Origin of the sequence: Aeromicrobium piscarium (assembly GCF_007421815.1) — a bacterium.
In the GTDB taxonomy this organism is placed as follows: domain Bacteria; phylum Actinomycetota; class Actinomycetes; order Propionibacteriales; family Nocardioidaceae; genus Aeromicrobium; species Aeromicrobium piscarium.
On sequence record NZ_VLNT01000006.1, the window covers coordinates 134,577 to 154,593 of the forward strand.

At 69.1% G+C, this 20,017-nt stretch carries 18 protein-coding genes; 3 read left to right on the forward strand and 15 right to left on the reverse strand.

All coding sequences use genetic code 11. The annotated features are described in order from the left end of the window. Positions 1-235: 235 nt before the first annotated feature. The 4 genes from FNM00_RS09585 to FNM00_RS09600 all read right to left on the reverse strand — a co-directional run bounded on the left by FNM00_RS09585 (position 236) and on the right by FNM00_RS09600 (position 3,742). A complete protein-coding gene (locus FNM00_RS09585; protein WP_143913214.1) occupies positions 236-1,531 on the reverse strand; it encodes an MFS transporter in 1,296 nt (431 codons plus the stop codon). Continuing rightward, complete coding sequence (locus FNM00_RS09590) at positions 1,518-1,937, reverse strand: MarR family winged helix-turn-helix transcriptional regulator (RefSeq protein ID WP_143913215.1); 420 nt, start codon at positions 1,935-1,937, stop codon at positions 1,518-1,520. The genes FNM00_RS09585 and FNM00_RS09590 overlap by 14 nt, the downstream gene beginning before the upstream one ends. A gap of 81 nt (positions 1,938-2,018) precedes the next feature. Further along, positions 2,019-2,834: a hypothetical protein gene (locus FNM00_RS09595; protein WP_143913216.1), complete on the reverse strand. Its 816-nt coding sequence runs from the start codon at positions 2,832-2,834 to the stop codon at positions 2,019-2,021. A gap of 83 nt (positions 2,835-2,917) precedes the next feature. Next, positions 2,918-3,742, reverse strand: a complete 825-nt coding sequence (locus FNM00_RS09600; protein WP_143913217.1) for an aldo/keto reductase — start codon at positions 3,740-3,742, stop codon at positions 2,918-2,920. Positions 3,743-3,838: 96 nt separating this feature from the next. Here FNM00_RS09600 and FNM00_RS09605 point away from each other — a divergent pair, with 96 nt between their 5' ends. Next, a complete protein-coding gene (locus FNM00_RS09605; RefSeq protein ID WP_143913218.1) occupies positions 3,839-4,309 on the forward strand; it encodes a hypothetical protein in 471 nt (156 codons plus the stop codon). Between the two features lie 264 nt (positions 4,310-4,573). On the opposite strand, the gene FNM00_RS09610 is transcribed toward FNM00_RS09605, so the two are convergent. From FNM00_RS09610 to FNM00_RS09635, 6 genes are all read right to left on the reverse strand, one after another. Then, on the reverse strand, positions 4,574-5,818 hold the full coding sequence (locus FNM00_RS09610; RefSeq protein ID WP_143913219.1) for a geranylgeranyl reductase family protein: 1,245 nt from the start codon (positions 5,816-5,818) through the stop codon (positions 4,574-4,576). A 96-nt stretch (positions 5,819-5,914) separates the two neighbouring features. Then, positions 5,915-6,628 (reverse strand): queuosine precursor transporter, encoded by a 714-nt coding sequence (locus FNM00_RS09615; protein ID WP_143913220.1) that lies wholly within the window; start codon positions 6,626-6,628, stop codon positions 5,915-5,917. Between the two features lie 175 nt (positions 6,629-6,803). Then, positions 6,804-7,997, reverse strand: coding sequence for a tRNA guanosine(34) transglycosylase Tgt (tgt, locus tag FNM00_RS09620; RefSeq protein WP_246065140.1), 1,194 nt, complete (start codon positions 7,995-7,997; stop codon positions 6,804-6,806). A 219-nt stretch (positions 7,998-8,216) separates the two neighbouring features. Further along, the gene (locus tag FNM00_RS09625) at positions 8,217-8,888 is read right to left on the reverse strand and encodes a M50 family metallopeptidase (protein WP_185973078.1); all 672 of its coding nucleotides are present in this window, start codon (positions 8,886-8,888) and stop codon (positions 8,217-8,219) included. Between the two features lie 4 nt (positions 8,889-8,892). Beyond that, on the reverse strand, positions 8,893-9,297 hold the full coding sequence (locus FNM00_RS09630) for a hypothetical protein (protein ID WP_221933662.1): 405 nt from the start codon (positions 9,295-9,297) through the stop codon (positions 8,893-8,895). A 31-nt stretch (positions 9,298-9,328) separates the two neighbouring features. Then, on the reverse strand, positions 9,329-9,997 hold the full coding sequence (locus tag FNM00_RS09635) for a hypothetical protein (protein WP_143913222.1): 669 nt from the start codon (positions 9,995-9,997) through the stop codon (positions 9,329-9,331). A 113-nt stretch (positions 9,998-10,110) separates the two neighbouring features. Here FNM00_RS09635 and FNM00_RS09640 point away from each other — a divergent pair, with 113 nt between their 5' ends. Both FNM00_RS09640 and FNM00_RS09645 read left to right on the forward strand, forming a co-directional pair. Beyond that, on the forward strand, positions 10,111-11,238 hold the full coding sequence (locus tag FNM00_RS09640) for a metallophosphoesterase family protein (RefSeq protein ID WP_143913223.1): 1,128 nt from the start codon (positions 10,111-10,113) through the stop codon (positions 11,236-11,238). Next, positions 11,235-13,820 (forward strand): AAA family ATPase, encoded by a 2,586-nt coding sequence (locus tag FNM00_RS09645; RefSeq protein ID WP_143913224.1) that lies wholly within the window; start codon positions 11,235-11,237, stop codon positions 13,818-13,820. Before FNM00_RS09640 ends, FNM00_RS09645 begins: the two co-directional genes overlap by 4 nt. A 12-nt stretch (positions 13,821-13,832) precedes the next feature. Here FNM00_RS09645 and FNM00_RS09650 read toward each other — a convergent pair whose 3' ends face one another. The 5 genes from FNM00_RS09650 to secD all read right to left on the reverse strand — a co-directional run bounded on the left by FNM00_RS09650 (position 13,833) and on the right by secD (position 20,016). Next, a complete protein-coding gene (locus tag FNM00_RS09650; RefSeq protein WP_143913225.1) occupies positions 13,833-14,627 on the reverse strand; it encodes a hypothetical protein in 795 nt (264 codons plus the stop codon). A 188-nt stretch (positions 14,628-14,815) separates the two neighbouring features. Then, positions 14,816-15,985: a cystathionine gamma-synthase gene (locus tag FNM00_RS09655; RefSeq protein ID WP_143913226.1), complete on the reverse strand. Its 1,170-nt coding sequence runs from the start codon at positions 15,983-15,985 to the stop codon at positions 14,816-14,818. Next, on the reverse strand, positions 15,982-17,355 hold the full coding sequence (locus FNM00_RS09660; protein ID WP_143913227.1) for a cystathionine beta-synthase: 1,374 nt from the start codon (positions 17,353-17,355) through the stop codon (positions 15,982-15,984). The genes FNM00_RS09655 and FNM00_RS09660 overlap by 4 nt, the downstream gene beginning before the upstream one ends. A 40-nt stretch (positions 17,356-17,395) precedes the next feature. Next, the gene (locus tag FNM00_RS09665) at positions 17,396-17,716 is read right to left on the reverse strand and encodes a TM2 domain-containing protein (RefSeq protein ID WP_143913228.1); all 321 of its coding nucleotides are present in this window, start codon (positions 17,714-17,716) and stop codon (positions 17,396-17,398) included. After that, positions 17,716-20,016 (reverse strand): protein translocase subunit SecD, encoded by a 2,301-nt coding sequence (gene secD / locus FNM00_RS09670; RefSeq protein WP_143913229.1) that lies wholly within the window; start codon positions 20,014-20,016, stop codon positions 17,716-17,718. The genes FNM00_RS09665 and secD overlap by 1 nt, the downstream gene beginning before the upstream one ends. Position 20,017: the final 1 nt, after the last annotated feature.

The window sequence follows — 20,017 nt, forward strand, 5'->3', positions numbered from 1 at the left end:
CTCGCTCCGTAACGGCTATGCCTTCGTGTCACGGCTCCGTTGCCACGTGCTCGCAGGGTTCGCCGTGCCTCCGACCTCGGTGGTCGAGTAGCCAAAGGCCGTTCGCGGCCGACGCGATGGAGCTAGCGCAGGAGGGGCGTAGCCGCGTTGGAGCGAGGCCACGCTCGGGGAGGTGATCTCGTGACGCCGCTTCCGCGGGCTACTCGACCCGGTGCCGACCCGGCACCTTGACGCGTCAGCGGCGGAGGTGCAGTTCCTCGTCGATCGCGCCCGGGGCGCCGCCGAACTCGTCGGCGACCTCGGACGCGATCTCGTCCTCGGATTCGATGATCTCGTGGCCGTCCTCGTCGAGTCCGGCATCGGCCGCGGCGATGATCCGATGGGCGCTGGCCAGGACGCCGATCGCGAGGACGACGGCTACGGCACCGACCGCGAAGGGCACGTGCACGCTGAAGGCCGCCGCGAGGTGGCCGGCGGCGAACGGGGCGAGGCCGCCGCCGATGAAACGCACGAAACCGTAGGCCGCCGACGCCACGGGGCGTTCGACGGGCGAGACCAGCATGACCGCCTGGGTCACGAGCGTGTTGATGATGCCGATGAAGATGCCGGAGGCGACCACGCAGGCAATCATGACCGGTGCCGTCGTGGTGAAGGCCGCCATGAGGGCGAGGTCGACAGCGAACAGCGCGAAGGCCGCGTACAGCGTCGGCGCGGTGCCGAAGGCCGCCTGCAGGCGCGGTGCGCCAACGACCGAGAAGAAGGCGACCAGCAGTCCCCAGCCGAAGAACACCCAGCCGAGCTCCATGATGCCGAGCTCGAGCGGGAACGGGGCGTAGCCGAGCATCGTGAAGAAGCCCCAGTTGTAGAGCAGGGCGGCGATGCTGACGGTGAGCAACCCACGGTGCGAGAGCGCCTTGATGGGGGCGAGCAGCGACGTGGTGTGATGGGGACGAGGCGTGGCCGGCAGCAGGAACACGATGGCGATGAGCGCGATCGTCATCAGTCCGGCGACGCCGTAGAAGGGTCCGCGCCAGCTGATGCTGCCGAGGGAGCCGCCGACGAGGGGGCCGGCGGCGATGCCCAGGCCCAGGGCGGCCTCGTACAGGATGATGGCGCCGGCGAATCCGCCCCGGGCGCTGGAGACGATCGCCGACAGCGAGGTCGCGATGAAGAGGGCGTTGCCGAGCCCCCAGCCGGCGCGGAAGGCCACGATGCCGTCGATCGACGATGCCGATCCGGCGAGGGCGGAGAAGACCACGATGATGATCAGCCCGGTGATGAGCGTCTTCTTGGCGCCGAGGCGGCTGGAGACGGCATTGGTGACGAGCATCGCGAAGGCGGTGACGACCAGATAGCTGGTGAAGAGCAGCGTCACCTGGCTCTCGGTCGCGTCGAGCTGGCTCTTGAGCGCCGGGAGGATCGGGTCGACCAGGCCGATGCCCATGAAGGACACGACGCAGGCGAAGGCGACGGCATACACGGCCCGGGGCTGCCGGAACATATCGGTGAAGGAATGGTCAGTGGAAGTCATAGGTCCTGACGAAGTTCTCGAGTGCGGGGAGTGCGGCGGCGATCGAGGCCCGGTCGTCGTCGGAGAGTCGATCGAGCGCCTCGCCGATCAACTTGTCGTACTGGGCGAGGCGCTCGTGGAGGGTCGCGCGTCCTTGCTCGGTGATGCTGATGCGGGTCGCCCGCGCGTCCTCGGCGTCCGCGTGGCGCGTCACCAGGCCCGCGTTCTCCAGGCGGCGCACGAGCGCCGTCATGGCGGGCTGGCTCACGGCCTCGCGCTCGGCGAGGGCGGTGATCCTCTCCGGACCGTGGTCGTCGAGACGCGCCAGGCTGCTGGCTGCGGCTCGACTGAGTGAGCCGCGGGGTGTCCGGCGCACGATGGCATGGGCCACCTGGCGTAGAACGATCTCGCTGCCGGCGTTTCGCATAACGTCATTATATCATGTAGTTATATATATGAGCCGAACGAGGCCCCCGCCACGACGACGGGGGCCTCGACGGTGCGGACCTCAGCCGGCGACGACACCTCCGGTGAGGCGGCGGAAGGCATAGGTGATGAACAGCCCGCCGATCGGGGCGGTGAACAGCACGCCGATGAAACACGCGATCACACCGACGCCCGCGATGATGCCACCCAGCAGCACGCCGACCAGCGCCATGCCGAAGTTGGTCTGGTAGACGCCGAAACTGGCCTTGATCGACTCCCATGGGGAGAGGCCGCGGTCGGCCATCATGTAGGTCGCATAGGCCGCGCCGAAGACGAAGATCAGCCCCGGGATGATGCACAGGACGAGACCGACCATCGTCAGCACCCAGGTCAGCAGGCCGAGCAGGATGGCCGGACCGAGGAGATCGGTCTTGAACAGATCGCCGATATCGGCACGGCGCCCGTCGGCGATCGCCAGGAACATGCGCACCAGGTTCAGCGAGAGCGGCGCGACGATGATCGCCGTCAGTAAGCCGCCCACGATATTCCAGACACCGGTGGCGGCGCTGAAGCGCAGAGCATCACCCGTCGTCATCGTCGAGGAGTCCTGGCCCAGGGTGGGCAGGGTGGTGGCCCCGCTGATCGCACCGGAGATCGCGGTGATGATCAGCACGCTGATGACCAGAGGGCCGAGATTCTGCTTGAACCGCTCCCACGCCCAGGAGAACGCGGCCCCGACCTCGTAACTGCCGGACGGGGGCGGGTAGCCCGCGGCCGGGTCATGGGGCGGGTAACCACCGCCGGGAGGCAGCGGGTAGCCGCCGGGTGGTGCCTCTGGCGGCTGGTCCCCGGGGCGCTCCGCGCCGGGATCGTCGGGCGGCGGATAGTGGCCGGACATGCGCTCGTCCTCTCGGTCGATCGTTGCTCTACCACAATCTAGAACAGATCAGACCGTGATGTCATCCGAGCCCGAAGGGCGCGTCAGAACTCCTCGTGGGTGGCCGGGTCGCCGCCGATGCGCCCGTCGCGATCGAGCGCGGAGATCCGCTGCAGGTCCTCGTTGTCGAGCTCGAAGGAGAAGATCGCCAGGTTCCCGGCGAATCGCTCGGGTGTCGCCGACTTGGGGATGGGCGCGGCGCCGATCTGCACGTGCCAGCGCAGGACGACCTGGCCGGCATCGACATCGTGTTTCGCCGCGATCTCGGTGATCGTGGGGTTCTCCAACAGGTCCGAGCCCCGTCCGAGCGGGCTCCACGACTGGGTCACGATGCCCAGGCGCGCGTCGATCTCCCGCTGCTGGGACTGCGGGAAGTAGGGGTGCAGCTCGATCTGGTTGACCGCCGGGGTCACGCCGGTCTCGGCGATGATCCGGTCGAGATGCTCGGACTGGAAGTTCGAGACGCCGATCGACCGGGTGAGACCCTGCTCGCGCAGCTCGATCATGGCCTTCCAGGTGTCGACATAGCGGTCGAGCCGCGGCAGCGGCCAGTGGATGAGATAGAGATCGACGTAGTCCAGCCCGAGACGCTCCAGCGAGCCCTCCAGCGATGCGATCGTCGAGTCATATCCCTGGTCGTCCCCGGGCACCTTGGTGGTGACGAAGAGCTCCTCGCGCGGCACGGACGACGCGGTGATGCCTTGTCCGACGGACTCCTCGTTCTCGTACCGCTTGGCGGTGTCCAGCAGCCGGTAGCCGACGTCGATGGCGGCATCGAAGATTCCCGGATCGTGGATCGAGTAGGTGCCGAAGCCCAGCTGCGGCATCCGGTGTCCGTCGTTCAGCTCGAGTACGGGAGAGAGGGTCATGTCTCCACGGTACTTCGCTATCTGAGCGCTGCTGCGGTACATTCAGGCCGAGCAATTCTGAGAAGGCGCTAAGAGAAGATAAGAAGAGGTACCACTGTGGATCTGAAGAACGTGAGCCCGTTCAGCCTGGGCGCACTCGGTGCGGGCATCGTGGCCTTCATCCTGTCACTGTTCGATAGCTATGTGACGGTGTCGGCCGGGGGATTCGGCTCCGCGGGGACCAACGCGTGGACGAGCTTCGCCACTCTCGGCATGCTGCTGGTCATCGCCGCGACCGCGCTGATCGCCGTCCGGGTGTTCGCGGGTCAGGTCCTGCCGCCGGTGGCGCCTTGGTTCCTCGTCGGCGCCGTACTGGCCGGTGTGGGCACCTTCCTGCTCATCCTGCGCGCCTTGACCGGCGGTGGCAGCGTGCCGGCGGGCCTGGACGTCAACATCGGCCCCGGATGGTCGGGCTGGCTGCTGTTCGTGGCCGGTATCGTCCTGACGGTGTGCGCCGTGCTCGACTCGCGCGCCACGGGCGAGAAGCTCCCCGACTTCAGCGGTCAGAAGCCCGCCGACGGCAACTGAGCTGAGTCCGTCCGACGGCACACACACCGCCCTTCGCCGGTCAGCCGGTGGAGGGCGGTCGTGTGTCCAGGGCGGGGCGGTGAGTGGTCAACCACGTCCATTGCCAGGCCATCTCACCGTGCGCGCTTGCGTGAGCGGTGACCTAGGCACCTCTCACCCGCGTCGAGAGGTGCCTAGGTCACCGTCCATCACGGCCGAGAGGTGTCTATCTCACCGCTCACGTGCGGGACGCGCCTCAGCCCGCGAAAGAACCAGCTGCGTCACTCAGCCGGTGAAGGGCGGTCGTGTGTCCAGGGCGACCGAGCGGCGGCCGGCCCAGCGCCAGATCCGTGCGACGGCGTCCCGGTCGTCCTCGGTGACCAGGTTGCCCATGACGCGCAGCGCGATCGTCATGAGCACGTGACTGCGCATGCCGATCGGCCCGAGTGCGGGCAGCAGCCCGGGCACCGTGATGAGTCCGGCGAGCCTCCGGGCGATGGAGAACGCCTCGCCGTAGCGCGAGGTGAGCAGAGCCGGCCACGTGGTGTGCGGGTCATCGCCGAGGACGAGTATCTCGGCGGCCTCGCGGCCGGTCTCCAGGCCGTAGTCGATGCCCTCACCGTTGAGGGGGTTGACGCAGCCGGCCGCGTCGCCGACGAGCATCCAGTTCGGTCCGGCGACCCCTGAGACCGCACCGCCCATCGGCAGCAGCGCCGAGGTCGGCAGCCGTAGCTCGGCGCCGAGATCCCATTCCTGGCGACGGAGCCCCGCGTAGTACTCCATCAACGGGCGGATCTGCAGACTCGTCGGACGCTTGGACGTCGCGAGCGCTCCGACACCGAGATTCACCTCGCCGTCGCCCAACGGGAAGATCCACCCGTAACCGGGAAGGAGTTCGTGGTCCTCGCCGCGTAGCTCGAGATGTGAGGAGATCCAGGGGTCGTCGGAGTGACCGGACTTGACGTAGCTGCGTCCGGCGATGCCATAGGCCGTCTCCCGGTGCCACTCCCGGCCGAGAACGCGGCCGAGCGGTGAGCGCACGCCGTCGGCGACGATGACACGACGGCAGGCCACGGTGTGCTCGGTCTTGTCCGGGCCGACCCGGAAGACGACGCCGTCGACAGCGCCGGTTGACCAGGTCACATCCACCGCGCGGGCGTTCTCCAGGGGGCGGGCACCGGCGTCCACCGCGGCACGGAAGATGCGATCGTCCAGCTCGGTGCGTGGGACGGCGGACCCGTGGTCGGGTAGCGAGCCTCCCGGCCACGGGAGGAGGAGCTGCTGACCGAAGCCGTTGGCGCGCAGGCCCCGGTTGACGGTGTGCCCGCGGACCCAGTCGCCGAGACCCAGCCGGTCGAGCTCGGCGATCGCGCGAGGCGTCAGGCCGTCGCCGCAGGTCTTGTCGCGGGGGAAGCTGGCGGCGTCGGCGAGCACGACATCGAGTCCCAGGCGCGCGGCCCAGGCCGCCGCCGCGGATCCGGCCGGTCCGGCGCCGACGACGAGCACATCGGTGGAAGCGGGCAGCGTCATGGCCTCATTCTCCCATCCGCCGCCAGCCCCCGCGTGGGCGGTGAGGAGGCGTCCGTATCTCCGATCGGATGGACGGTTGTCTCACCGCCCGCCGGCTCAGTAGGTCGGCTCGCGGCGCTTCAGTTGGCCGATCACGGTCAGCGTGAGGGGCAGCACGATGATCTCGACCAGCACCTTGAAGACCACGCCGACGATGAAGTAGTTGAGGAAGACGCCGAAGGAGGTGATGCCGATGGCGGTGGCGGCGATGGCGCAGAAGATCAGGGTATCGGCGGTCTCACCGACTCCCGTCGAGGCGATCAGGCGGGCGACGAGCCCGCGCTCGGCGGTGCGCTGCTTCAACTTCACGAGCACCCAGGCGTTGAGGAACTGACCGACGAGGTACCCCGCGAGGCTCGCGACGACGATCTGTCCGACCGGTCCTGCGACTGCCTCGAAGGCTGCCTGGTTCTCATAGAAGGAGGCGGCGGGCGCGTGTTGGACGAGCCAGAAGGTCACGGCCGTGAGGATCGCCATCGCGAAACCGACGATGATCGCCCGGCGGGCGGCCTTGAAGCCGTAGACCTCGCTGATGACGTCGCCGAGGATGTACGCGACCGGGAACAGGATCGCGCCGCCGTCGGTGACGATGGGCCACAGCTGGACGGCGCCGATCGAGAACTCGCCCGAGCCGATCTCGATGCCCTTCGTGGCGGCGATATTCGAGACCACGAGCACCACGCAGAACATGGCGATCGCGATATCGAAATAGGAGGAACCGCGCGAGGCGAAGCGCACGGCAGGTTGTGGCGAGGTTGCCTGCGGGGTCATGCCGCCGCCTGCCAGGAAGACCGACGATGGGCAGGTATCGGCATGACGTACCTGATGATTCGCTCGCTGCGCTCGCTCATGATGGAATCGATCCTCTCACGGCCTGAACCGGGATCTGCTCCCGATTCGTCAACCACAGGACCCCTCCGTTGACGAATCGGGAGCACATCTCGGTTCAGGGTCCGTAGAACCGGCCGAGGGTGTCGGCTTTGAAGGCGTGATAGGTACCGTCATCGATCGAGGCGCGGATGTCGTCGACGAGCTTGACCATGAAGCGCTCGTTGTGGATCGTGCACAGGGTCGCGCTGAGCATCTCATTGGTCTTGAAGAGGTGGTGCAGGTACGCCTTGGTGTAGTGCGCGCAGGTGTAGCAGTCGCAGGCATCGTCGATGGGGGAGAAGTCGCGGCGGGAGGCGGCCACATTGAGGTTGTAGCGACCACGGCGGGTGTAGACCCGCGAGGAGCGGGCGACACGTGACGGCGTGACGCAGTCGAAGGTGTCCGCGCCGTTCTCGATCCCCTCGAAGAAGTCGTCGGGCTCGCCGATGCCGAGCAGGTGGCGAGGCTTGTCCTCGGGCAGCTCGTCGACGACCCAGCGGCAGATCGTGCCGAGATTCTCCTTCTCGATCGCACCGCCGATGCCGAAGCCGTCGAAGGGCAGGCCGGCCAGGTCACGGGCGGCCTTGCGGCGCAGATCCTCGTACTGCGCGCCCTGGACGACCCCGAAGAGCGCCTGATAGGGCTTGTCGGCGCGTTCGCGGGTGAGGCGTTCGTGCTCGGCGACGCACCGCTCGGCCCACGCCTGGGTTCGCGCGAGCGCCTCTTCCTGATAGCCGCGGGTGTTCATGAGCGTCGTCAGCTCGTCGAAGGCGAAGATGATGTCCGCGCCGAGCTGGTGCTGGATGCGCATCGAGATCTCGGGGGTGAACCGGTGCCGGGAGCCGTCCAGATGGCTCTTGAAGGTCACGCCGTCCTCGTCGACGTGGGCGAGGCGCTCCTTGCCCTTGGCGATCACGTCGTCGCGCTCCACGCGGGTGCTGTCCATCGACAGGGTCTTCTTGAAGCCGACCCCCAGACTCATCACCTGGAAGCCTCCCGAGTCGGTGAAGGTCGGCCCGGGCCAGTTCATGAACCGCCCGAGCCCGCCGGCCTCGTCGACGATATCGGCGCCGGGCTGGAGGTAGAGATGGTAGGCATTGGCGAGCAGTGCCTGCGCGCCCAGCTCGGCCATGGTCTCGGGGAGCACCGACTTGACGGTCGCGCGGGTGCCGACGGGGATGAACGCGGGTGTGCGGATCCGGCCGTGCGGGGTGGTGATGACGCCCGAACGGCCCGGGGCGTCCTCGATGCGGTGGTCGATGCTGAACACCGGCTCATTCTGCCAGCCGATGCGCGGATCCCCGGCCGTCCCCATCGCGCCGAGTGGTGCGATCCCGTCCGCGAGTGGTACATATGCGCCCTGGATCTCGCGTTTCGAGGGCGAATCTTTCCCCCAAGCTCTCTGCTTCGCTCCGAGCAGGGAGGTGCCCCCACCACTCGCGGACCAGGGGACGGGGCGGGGAGCGGCGGAGCGGCGAGCGCTGGTGGGTCACCAGGGCCGTCCGGCGCCGCCGAGGGCGCCGAGCCAGCAGATGTAGCCGCAGACCGCGGCCACCACGATGAACAGCGCGTTCCAGACGACCGATGGCAGAACGGTCAGCCGGGCCAGTACGGCGGCATCACTGGACACATCGCGTCCACGCCGCCGGCTCACGGCCAGCTCGATCGTGGCGCGCAGACCGCCGAGCACGAGGAACCAGGCCACCGCGTAGCCCACTAGGCGAGCCCACTCCGGGTCGTCGACGCGGGTCTGCAACAGCCAGACGCCGCCTCCGCAGACCAGCAGCACGAGGAGCCCGAACCAGTTCCGGATGACCAGCACCATCGCGGCCAGCACACCCAGGACGGCCCACCAGGCCCACACCTCGCGCTCGGCGAGGACCAGCAGCATCATCGACACGCCGATCAGCGGTGGAGCGGTGTAGCCGGCGAAGGCCGTCACGATCATGCCCGGCCCGTGGGGGCGACCGATCGACTCGGTGATGCCGGAGGTGTCGCGATGGAGCCTGATCGCACGGACCTTACGTCCGGTAGCCAGGGCTACCGCGGCGTGGCCGGCCTCGTGCACCAACGTGACGACGTGACGTGTCATCCGCCACGCCGGTGGCACGAGGACGGCCAACACAGCGACCGCCGCGCCGATCCACACCGGATCGGGCACGGACTCAGTCGCTCGGACGATCGACGAGCTCGACGCGGGTCGCGTCGCGGTCGCTGGCCCCCATCGCCGCCGCCATGCGGTGATGCGCGGCCCCCTCGCGATGGCGGCTCTGGCGGTCGAGGGTCAGGCCGAGGGCCGTCTGCGCCCACGCGCTCGTCGGCTCCAGCTCGACGAGACGCCGGAAGGCGTCCTCGGCAGGCTTGAGCAGGGCGGCGGCGAACTGGGCGCGTCCGTACAGCTCCCATGCGGCCGCATTGCCGGGCTCCGCCTCCAGCACAGGCGCGAGCACTCGCCCCGCCTCGCGCGGGAAGCGCGAGTCGAGCAGTTCCTCGGCCAGCCGGAAGGCCTCGAGAAGGTCCATCGCCGCGATCATGTCGTCGGTCAACGTGGGCTTCATGTAGATGGTCACAGCGCCTCCTTCGGTCGCACCGGTCCCAACGTCATTCGGCGGGCGCTGATTCCCCGCCCTCATTGGGCTGTGCCGGCTGCGTGGGGGCCTCGGTGGTGGGAGCCGCGGTCGTCGGCGCGGTGGCGGACGGAGCCTGCGTCGTCGGAGCGCTCTCGGTGGGCGCAGTGGACGTCGGATCCGCGGACGGATCCGTGTCGTCCTGTCCCGGCTCCGGGGTGCGCTCGCCACCACCGCCGGAGGAGCTGACCGGCACGATGGTGGGATTCGAGGAATTGCCGTAGGACTTGCCCGTGGACACCTCGTAGACCCCGATGATGACGACGGCGGCGAGCAGCGCCGCTCCGCTCGCGAGGGCGATCGAGCGCCAGTTGAGGCGCTGCAGCCGCTCCTTCCAGGAGGCCGAGTCCGTCTGTGCGGTCACGACCTCGCTGCCGTGCTCGCCCGCGGCCGAGTCATCGCTCGCGCTCTCGACCACGCTGCCCTGTTCGGTCAGCAACGTCTTACTGCGCTGGACACCGCGCTCCAGGCTCGAACGGTAGAGCGCGGTAGCGATACCGGCGACGATGCTGCCGACCGCGGCGCCGATGAGCGTCCCGGCGACTCCGAGCCAGGAGGCCATCCAGGCGGACGTCATCGCGGCGAGCGCACCGGCCACGAGCTGCAGACCGGAGAGATCGGCAAGGGGTCCTGTGCGAGGCATGCTCTCGATGCTACCGAGCGGTACCGCTGGAGCTAAGTGACGCCGATGACACTCCCGGGGCGCCCTCGTGGTGTCGGCCGAGTTCTGTCGGCGATGCTCGTTATCGTCGAGACATGCGATTCGTGGCCACTGCCGACTGGCAGCTCGGCATGCCCGGATCGTTCCTGCCCGATGAGGCCCGCGCGCGGTTCGCGCAGGCCCGGATCGACGTAGTGCGGCGCATCGGCGAGGTCGCGGCGGAGCAGCAGGCGGATTTCGTCGTGGTGGCCGGGGACGTCTTCGACTCCAATCAGCTGCACCGTTCGGTGGTGGCGCGGGCCTTCGACGCCCTCGCTGACTGGTCGGTGCCGGTCTATCTCCTGCCCGGCAACCACGACTGCCTCGACGCCGCCTCGATCTATCGCTCCGCGGAGTTCACCGGAGCGGTCCCCGACGGTGTCCAGGTGCTGGACGCGCCCGGCGTCTATCCGGTGACCTCGGAGGTGGAGCTGGTGGCGGCGCCGTGGTTCGGCAAGCGACCGCTCACCGACCTGGTCGCCGACGTGCTCGCCGACCTCCCCGAGTCCTCCGGCCGTCGCCGGGTGCTCGTCGGTCACGGGGGTCTGCTCGGCATCGACCGCGACGACCCGGCCGCGATCGATCTCTCGACCCTGACAGGAGCGCTGGCCGACCGCCGCATCGATGTCGCCATCCTGGGAGACCGCCACTCCACCACCGAGGCCGCCGATCGTCTCTGGTATCCCGGGGCCCCGGAGGTGACGCGGCATCGCGAGACGGACCCGGGCCAGGTGCTGGTGGTGGATCTGGACGAGCGCACCGGCGGTGTCGAGGTCACGCCGGTACGGGTCGGCAGGTGGACCTTCCTCACCCACGGGGCGCCGCTGAACGGCGATGCTGACCTCGACGACCTGGAGCGCGACCTGGACCGCGTGCCGGACAAGCACCTCACCGTCGTGCGGTTGACGCTGACCGGCACGTTGACGATCCCGCAGCGCGCGAGACTGGACGATCTGCTGGAGCGTGCGGCCGACCGATTCGCCCACATCTTCGTCTGGCAGCGGCGCAGCGAGTTGGCCGTTCGCGGCGAGGCGGCCGATTTCGGGGAGCTGGGGCTCACGGGCTTCGCCGCGGAAGCCGTGGCCGAGCTCACCGAGGAGCTGAGCGGCCCGGAGGCCGAGGAGGCGGCGGACGCCCTCGGACTCCTCTACCGGCTCACCGGTGCCGCGGAGATGAGCCGATGAGGCTGCTCCGCATGCGGCTCGAGCACTTCGCCGGCATCGACGGGCCCTTGGACGTCGACTTCGCCGAGCAGGGGATCACCCTCATCGAGGGCCCCAACGAGACCGGCAAGTCCTCGATCGTGGACGCTCTACGACTCGTCCGCGATTTCAAGGCCTCCTCGCAGGCCGCTGAGGTGCGCGCCGTGCGGCCCACCCACGTCCAGGCCGATCCTTCCGTCGAGATCGAGTTGCGCACCGGGCCCTACCACCTCACGTATGCCAAGGCCTTCGCCCGGAAGGGCACCACGCAGCTGACCGTGCATGCGCCCGTGGCTGAGAGCCTCACCGGCGATGCCGCCCACGATCGCGCCACGGCGATCTTCGCCGAGACCACCGACCTCGCGCTGTGGTCGGCGCTGCAGGCGACCCAGGGGGAGCCGCTCGCGCAACCGGTGCTCGCCGCGCTGGTGCCCCTGCACAGCGCCTTGGCGTCCATCGGCGGCGAGGATGCCGCGGGCGGCCACGATGAGCTGATGCAACGGGTCGAGGCCGAGTACCTGACCTATTACACCCCGACCGGCCGGCCGACGGGCGAGCACGCCAAGCTGGCCGGGGAGCTGGCCGAAGCCGAGGCCCGGGCGAGCGAGGCGGAGGGCGCCCTCGCCGACATCGCCCGCCTCGCCGAGAGCCATGAGCGTCTCGTTCTGCGCCGCGAGGAGCTGACCGGCTCCATCGTCACGCAGCGCAAGGAGGTCACCACGCTCGCCGAGCGGTGTGCCGAGCTGGACCAGCTGCGCCAGGAGCTGCACGAGGCTCAGCGCATCGCCGAGGGGGCTGGCCAGACACTGGCCATCCGGCAGGAGGCCGCCGAGCGCCGAGCCCAGCTCGTCGCCGAGCTCGACGAGGCCGATCGAGCCCGCCGCGAGGCCGAGCTCGAACAGGCCGAGGCCGCGACCGCGGTGGAGGAGCACGAGGCACAGGCGGGGCCGGAGGACCCAGACACCGCCATCGACGCCGCCAGGACGGAGCTGGATCGAGCGACGGTCGAGCAGGAGCGTGCTCGCGCCCAGCAGGAGCTGGAGCAGGCGCTGCGGCGTCTCGGCGAGGCGCGCGCGGCGCACACGGCTCGGGAGGAAGCCCGCGCTGCTCTCCGCGACAATGCCGTCGACGAGGAGGCCGTCCAGCGCCTCCAGGACGACCACCTGCGCTGGCAGACGGCGGCCGCTCGCAGCGCTGCCGCTGCTCCGACGGTGACCCTCGAGCGATTGGGCGATCAGCCCGTGCTGCTCGACGGGCAGGAGAGCGAGGTCCACGAGCATCCTGTGGTCCGGCCGGTCGTCGTCGAGGTTCCGGGTGCCGCGCGGGTCACGATCAGCCCGCCTGCGCCGCTGGCCGACGAGGTCGCCGAGGGTGATCGTCTGCGCCGTGAGTACCACCGTGCCTGTGAGGCTCTGGGGGTCGCCGACCTGGAGGAGGCACGAACCCTCGCACGGCTGCGCTCGGAGCAGGAGCGGATCCTGGCCGACAGTACGGCCGAGCTGCGGCGGGCGCTCGGTGAGGATGAATCGCTGGCCCAGCTGGAGGAGCGGGTCGAGCACTGCAGGGAACGCGTCGGCGCGGGTGAGCCACCCGACCCGGAGACCGCGGCCCAGCGGCACCGGACCGCCGCAGACGCCTATCAGCGCGTGGTGAACGCGGCCGAGGAGTCGCGGGCCGAGCGCCGCCGAGCCTTCGAGATCGGTCAGCAGCTGCGCGAGCGGCTGGTGCGCGCCGGCACCGCTGCCGAGCACGTGTGCGCCCGCGCCGAACGTGCCGCCGCCACTCTGGCCGCCGACCGGGCCCAGGCCGATGACGCGACCGTCACTGCCGCGGTCGAGGAGGCTCGAGAGGCCTCGACCCGGGCGATCGCCGCGGTAGCACGGGTCGAGGGCGTGCTCAGCGAGCGCGGCGCCGACGAACTCGCCTCGGAGGTCGATGCCCGCACCGACGCCCTGGAGACCGCCGAGCGTCGACTACGCGAGCTGGACAATGAGATCATCGCCGTGGAGGCCACCCTGGAGGTCCGTGGCGGCGAAGGTCTGCAGGACGCAGCCAACCGCGCCGCCGAGGCGGCCGCCGATCTGCGTCGGCGCTGGATATCGGTCGACACCCGTGCTCGCGCCGCGCGTCGCCTGCAGCAGACCCTGACCGATCATGCCCACCGCGCACGCCGCCGCTATGTCGGACCTTTCCGCACTGCCATCGCCGAGCTCGGGCGGACCGTCTTCGGCTCCGGCTTCGATGTCGAGATCGGCGAGGATCTGAGCATCCTGACCCGCACTCTCGACGGCCGGACGGTCCCCTTCGTCTCCCTGTCCGGGGGTGCCAAGGAACAGCTCGGCGTCCTCGGACGGGTCGCCACGGCCCGGCTGGTGGGCGGCGACGACGGTGCGCCGGTGATCCTCGATGACATCCTCGGCTATGCCGATCCGCTGCGCCGCCAGCGCGTGCTGGCGATGCTGCGTCAGGTCGCGCGCGAGGGTCAGGTGCAGATCATCGTGCTCACCTGCGAGCCGAGCCGCTTCGATCTCCTGGTCCCCGACGTCTCCCGACGCCTGGAGTAGAGGGTCGGGGAGTCACTGCGCCAGTGGCGTGCACTGGCCGACGGCGTTGCGGCCGACCTGATTGCCGTACCCGAAAACGCCGGGCTTCACGCCGACACAGGTGAGGCTCCGGTCGATCCGATTGCGCACCACGAAGAGGTCGTTGGCTCCGCTGCCGGAGGCGTCGTCGGTGCCCGTGAAGGTCAGACCCGTCAGGGTGACATTGCCGGCGATGGTGTTGAAGTTGATGCCGAGCCAGTCGGTGGTCACGCCGGTCATCGTGAGGTCTCCGCCGATGGTGGAGTTCTTGACCGTCCAGGGCACGGGCGAGCCGCCGCCGGTCACGGTGACGTTCTGGTCGACATCGATGCCGTTGAGCATGACCGCGAAGGGAGCGTTGAGCATGACCGCGAAGGGAGCGTTGAGCGTGACATTGCCGCCGACCGCGATATCGGAGCGTCCCTGCGGATTCTCCGCGCACGGATGGGCGGAGTTCCCCGTGTCCGCCGGCGACTGGCAGCCGAGACCGACGAAGGAGCCCTTCGCCGCGGTCACATTGCCCTTCACAGTGACGGTGGCCGGGGCGCTTTGGGCATCCAGTGCCGCGCCGGCGAGGACCGTCACATTGCCCGAGACCCGCACCATGGCGTCGGCCGCCACACGGCAGTCGCCCTTCACCGTGAGGCTCGAGTACGAGCCCGAGGCGATGGCGCCGCCGGAGCAGACATAGGGCGCCGGACTGGGCGCGGCCGTCGCTGCTGGGAGGGCGATGAAGGTGAGGGAGCCGGCGGCTGCCACGGTCCCGAGGATTCTCTGCCAGGTGTTCATGGTCCTGCCCTTTCAGCTCCGCCGAACGGCACGATTCGTCAGGGGACGAGCAGGGGGCGGTGATCTGAAAGGGAACGTACTCCGACCCGCTCGGCGCGACAATCGTCACACCGAGCGGGGGAATCAGGGGAGGGGACCCCGTTGGGGGCGGCCAGGGGGACGAGTCGGGTGACAGAACCCGTTGTGGGTCAGGCCAGGGCTTGCTCGATATCGGCGAGGAGGTCGCGTTGGTCCTCGATGCCGACCGACAGCCGCACGAGGTCGTCGGGAACCTCCAGCGCCGATCCGGCGGTCGAGGCATGGGTCATGGCCCCGGGATGTTCGATGAGCGACTCGATACCGCCGAGGCTCTCGGCCAGCGTGAAGATCCGCGTCCGCGAGCAGAAGTCCAGCGCCGCCGCACGGCCACCGGCGAGCCGGACCGAGATCATGCCGCCGTAGCGACGCATCTGCCGCTGTGCCGCCTCGTGCCCCGGATGATCAGGGAGCCCGGGGTAGAGCACCTGGCTCACGGCGGCGTGTCCGAGCAGCAGATCGACGATCGTCTCGGCGTTGTCGCAGTGCCGATCCATCCGCAAGGCGAGCGTCTTGGCGCCACGCATCGTCAGATAGGCGTCGAACGGCCCCGGCACGCCGCCGGCACCGTTCTGCAGGAAGGCGAAACCGGAGTCCAGCTCCTCGTCGTCGGTGACCAGCGCGCCACCGACGACATCGGAGTGACCGCCGATGTACTTGGTGGTCGAGTGCAGCACGATATCCGCGCCCAGGGAGAGCGGCTGCTGCAGATAGGGGGAGGCGAAGGTGTTGTCCACCACGAGCCGGATGCCGGCGGATCGGGTGATCTCGGCGATCGCCGAGATGTCGCCGATGTTGAGCAGCGGATTGGTGGGCGTCTCGATCCAGACCGCCTTGGTGTCCGTCGTGATGGCAGCGCGCACGGCGTCGACGTCGTTGACGGCCACGGGGGTGTAGGTGACGCCCCACTGCGTGAAGACCTTGTCGATCAACCGGAAGGTGCCGCCGTACGCGTCATCGGGGATGACCAGGTGGTCACCGGGCTTCAACAGCGTTCGCAGGGCGGTGTCGGTGGCGGCCATACCGGAGCTGAATCCACGCCCGTATCGCCCGTTCTCCAGGGAAGCGAGGTTCGCCTCGAGCGCCGCACGGGTGGGATTGCCCGTGCGGGCGTACTCGTACCCGCCGCGCATGCCGCCGACCCCGTCCTGGGCGAAGGTCGAGCTGGCATAGATCGGCACATTGACGGCGCCGTTCTCGGCATTCGGCTCATAGCCGGCGTGGATCGCCCGGGTCGTGAAGCCGTGCCCGGTGTTGTTGGTTCCCTCGTTGCGTTCGCTCATACGTGTGCTCCCAACAGGTCGAGGCGGGTGAGGACGCCGAGAGGGGTGCCCTCGTCGATGACGAGCAGCGCGTCCCGCTCGCTCAGGGCGGACAGCCCGGCGGTGAGGTCCTCGCCGGCACCGATGAGGGGCAGCGAGGGCTCCATGTGATCGGCGACCGCATCGGTCAGCTGGGCGCGACCCTCGAAGACGGCGCTGACGAGCTCGCGCTCGCTCACGCTGCCGGCGACCTCGCCGATGACGATCGGCGGCTCCGGTCCGACCACGGGCATCTGGGAGACGCCGTACTCGCGCATGATCTCGATCGCATCGCGCACGGTCTCCGAGGGATGCGTGTGGACGAGGGCGGGGATGCTTCCGGACTTGCGACGCAGGATGTCGCCGATCGACGTCTGCGTGCTCTCCCCGCTCAGCGGCGTGCGCAGGAAGCCGTAGGAGGCCATCCAGTCGTCATTGAAGATCTTGGTGAGGTAGCCACGGCCGCCGTCGGGCAGCAGCACGACCACGATGTCGTCGGGGTCGGCCTTCTCGGCGACGCGGATCGCCGCGACGACCGCCATGCCGCAGGAGCCGCCGACGAGCAGGCCTTCTTCGCGGGCCAGGCGGCGGGTCATCTCGAAGGAGTCGGCGTCGGAGACCGCGATGATCTCATCGGGCACCGAGGGATCGTAGGCCGTGGGCCAGAAATCCTCGCCCACGCCTTCCACGAGATAGGGACGGCCCGTGCCGCCGGAGTACACCGAGCCGACGGGATCGGCACCGATGACCTTGATGGCCGGGTTCTGTTCCTTCAGATAGCGTCCGGCGCCGCTGATCGTGCCGCCTGTGCCGACTCCGGCGACGAAGTGGGTGACGCGGCCGTCGGTGTCGTCCCAGATCTCCGGGCCGGTGGTCTCGTAGTGCGAGGCCGGGCCGGCCGGATTCGAGTACTGATCGGGCTTCCAGGCACCCTCGGTCTCGCGGACCAGCCGATCGGAGACCGAGTAGTAGGAGTCGGGGTGCTCGGGTGGCACCGCGGTGGGGCAGACGACGACCTCCGCGCCGTATGCGCGAAGGACATTGCGCTTGTCCTCGCTCACCTTGTCGGGGCAGACGAACACGCAGTGATAGCCGCGTTGCTGCGCGACGAGGGCGAGCCCGACTCCGGTGTTGCCCGAGGTGGGCTCGACGATCGTGCCACCCGGCTGCAGCGCCCCGCTCGCCTCGGCCTCGTCGACCATCTTGACGGCGATCCGGTCCTTGGCGCTCCCGCCCGGGTTCAGGTACTCGATCTTGGCGGCGATGGTGGCGCCACCGGTGGGGGAGACGGAGTTGAGTCGGACCAGGGGAGTGCCCCCGATGAGGTCGACGACGTGGTCTGCGATGGGCATACCACCATTGTGTCAGCCTCGTGGTCCGTCCGGTCCGGGGTCAGGACCGCAGCGGCCGTCCGTACTCGTCGGTCGGACGGCCGACGAGGATGAGGATGCCGTCGATGAACGGCCACAGCGCCCCGATGCCACAGGTGACGAGGGTGACGACGAGCTGGATCACACCCAGGCTCACATCGCCCATGTACATCCGGCCGATGCCGAGCGGGACGAGGATCTGCAGCAGTCCGGCGATGATCTTGGACCGCTCCGAGTAAGGGGCGCCCGTCGAGGGCTCACGCCCGTACGGTGCGTCCGGTGACGGCCCCCACCAGCCCGGTCCGCCGGGACCGGGCTGGTGGGGAGGAGGTGGATAGGACATCAGACGACCGCTCCATCGCCCCGGCCGTTGTCGATCGCCGAGTACGGGTCGACGGCACGCTTCTGCGCGTCCTTCTCGGGATTGAAGGGGAACCGCTCCTCCAACAGCACCGCGAGTGAGGTGGCCGTGAAGATCGTCGACAGCACGCCCAAAGACAGGCCGATGATGATCGCCAAGGAGAAGTCGGTGAGCGAGTCACCGCCGATCGCGGCCAGCGCCCCGAGGATGAACAACGCGCTCAGGGTGGTGTTGATCGTACGGGGGATGGTTTGCAGCACCGCGTCGTTGACGAGTTGTCGCAGATTCGGCTGGGCTCTCAGGCCGGTGTTCTCGCGGATGCGGTCGAAGACGACGATGGTGTCGTTGACCACCAGTCCGATGATCGACAGGATCGCGGCGAGGAAGACGCTGTCGATCGTCTTGCCCCACCAGGCGAAGATGCCCACCACCATGAGCACGACGGAGGCCATGGAGATCTGCGCGGCGAGGGCCCAGGTCCAGCGGAACCGCCAGCCCAGGTAGACCAGCTGGGCGGCCACCGCGATCGCGAAGGCGAGCAGCGCCTTGTTGCGCAGTTCGGTGCCGAGGCTCGGGCCGACCTGTTCGTCGCGGATCTGTTCGACGTCCCCGCCGACGGAGACGACGGCGTCGCGGATCTGGCCGACCTGCTCGTCGTCGACATCCTCCGTGCGGACCGTGATGTTCTCACCGCCGCCGTCGCTGGAGGACTCCTGCACGACTGCGTTCGGGAAGCCGGCATCGCTGACGGCTTCGCGCACGGTCTCGGCGTCGACCGTCTGTGTCGTGGAGTACTCGATGATGCGACCGCCGGTGAAGTCGACGCCGAGGTTCAGCCCCTTGCCGAAGACGCCGACGAGCGCCACCATCGCGATGCCCGCCGTGACGACGATCCAGACGCCGGCGCGCTTGACGATGAAGGGGCCACGCTCGTTGATGAACGCGCGAACCCGGCCGGTTCCGGCGATGCCGCTGATTCGCGGACGGTTGGTCACGAAGCGCCGCCGGACGGCCCATTCGGCGAGGACGCGTGCCACCACGAGGGCGGAGATCATCGAGGCGAGGACACCGATCGTCAGCGTCACACCGAAGCCGCGGACGGAGCCGGTCGCCAGGAAGAACAGCAGCATCGCGGCGAGGATGGTGGTGATATTGGAGTCGATGATCGCCGACCAGGCCTTGTTGAAGCCCGTGGTGAGCGCCGGACTGAGGCCGGCCTTGGGGTGTTCCTCGTACTCCTCCCGCGCTCGTTCGTAGACGAGGACATTCGCGTCGATCGCCAGGCCGATGGCGAGCACGAAGCCTGCCAGCCCGGGCAGGGTCAGGGTGGCACCGAGCCACACGAGGATGCCGTAGGCGATGAGTGTGTAGGTGCCCAGCGCGAGGGTGGCCATGAAGCCGACGAGGCGATACACGAAGACGATGAACAGTGCGGTCAGGGCGAGGCCGATGATCGCGGCAGTGACCGAGGCGTCGATCGCGGCGGCGCCGAGGGTCGGGCCGATGGTGCGCTGCTCGATGGTGTCGACCGGGACGGGCAGAGCGCCGCCCTTGATCAGCACGGCGAGGTCGTCAGCCTCGGACTGGGAGAAGTCACCGGTGATGCTCGTGCTGCTGCCGCCCCCGGACTGGCACAGGCTGGGTTGGATCTGCGGGGCCGAGATGATGCCGTCGTCCAGGACGATGGCGATACGCTGACCGCCGGCGGTGTTGGCACACGCGGACTGCACGAGTTGGCCCCACGGCCCGCGGCCCTCGCCGCTGAAGTCGACATTCACGACCCACTGACCGATGCCGCCCTCGGGCTGTGCGGCGGTAGCGTCGCTGATGCCGTTGCCGTCGAAGGCGACCGGGCTCAGCAACAGCTCCTGGCCTGATTCGTCGGGCAGAACCGTCTGTCCTTCCTCCGGCTCGATGCCCTCGGTGGCGGGGGAGACGACCTCGCGGAATTCCAAGGTCGCGGTCTGGCCGATGACCTCGGCGGCCTGCTCGGGGTCTTGGACGCCTGGAAGCTCAACGATGATGCGGTTCTCGCCGGAGCGGGCGAGGGTGGGCTCGGAGACGCCCAGGGCGTCGACACGGCCGCGGATGACCTCCAGGGCCCGGTCGGTGGCGTCGCTGTCGGCATCGACGCGGTCGGTGGATTGGGCCTCGAGGACGATCTGCGTGCCACCACGCAGATCGAGGCCGAGATTCGGCGGGAAGTGCCACGCCGAGAATCCGGCGAGGACGACGACGAAGAACGCGGCGACGGCGCGCCAGCGTGACGGGGTCATGGTCATG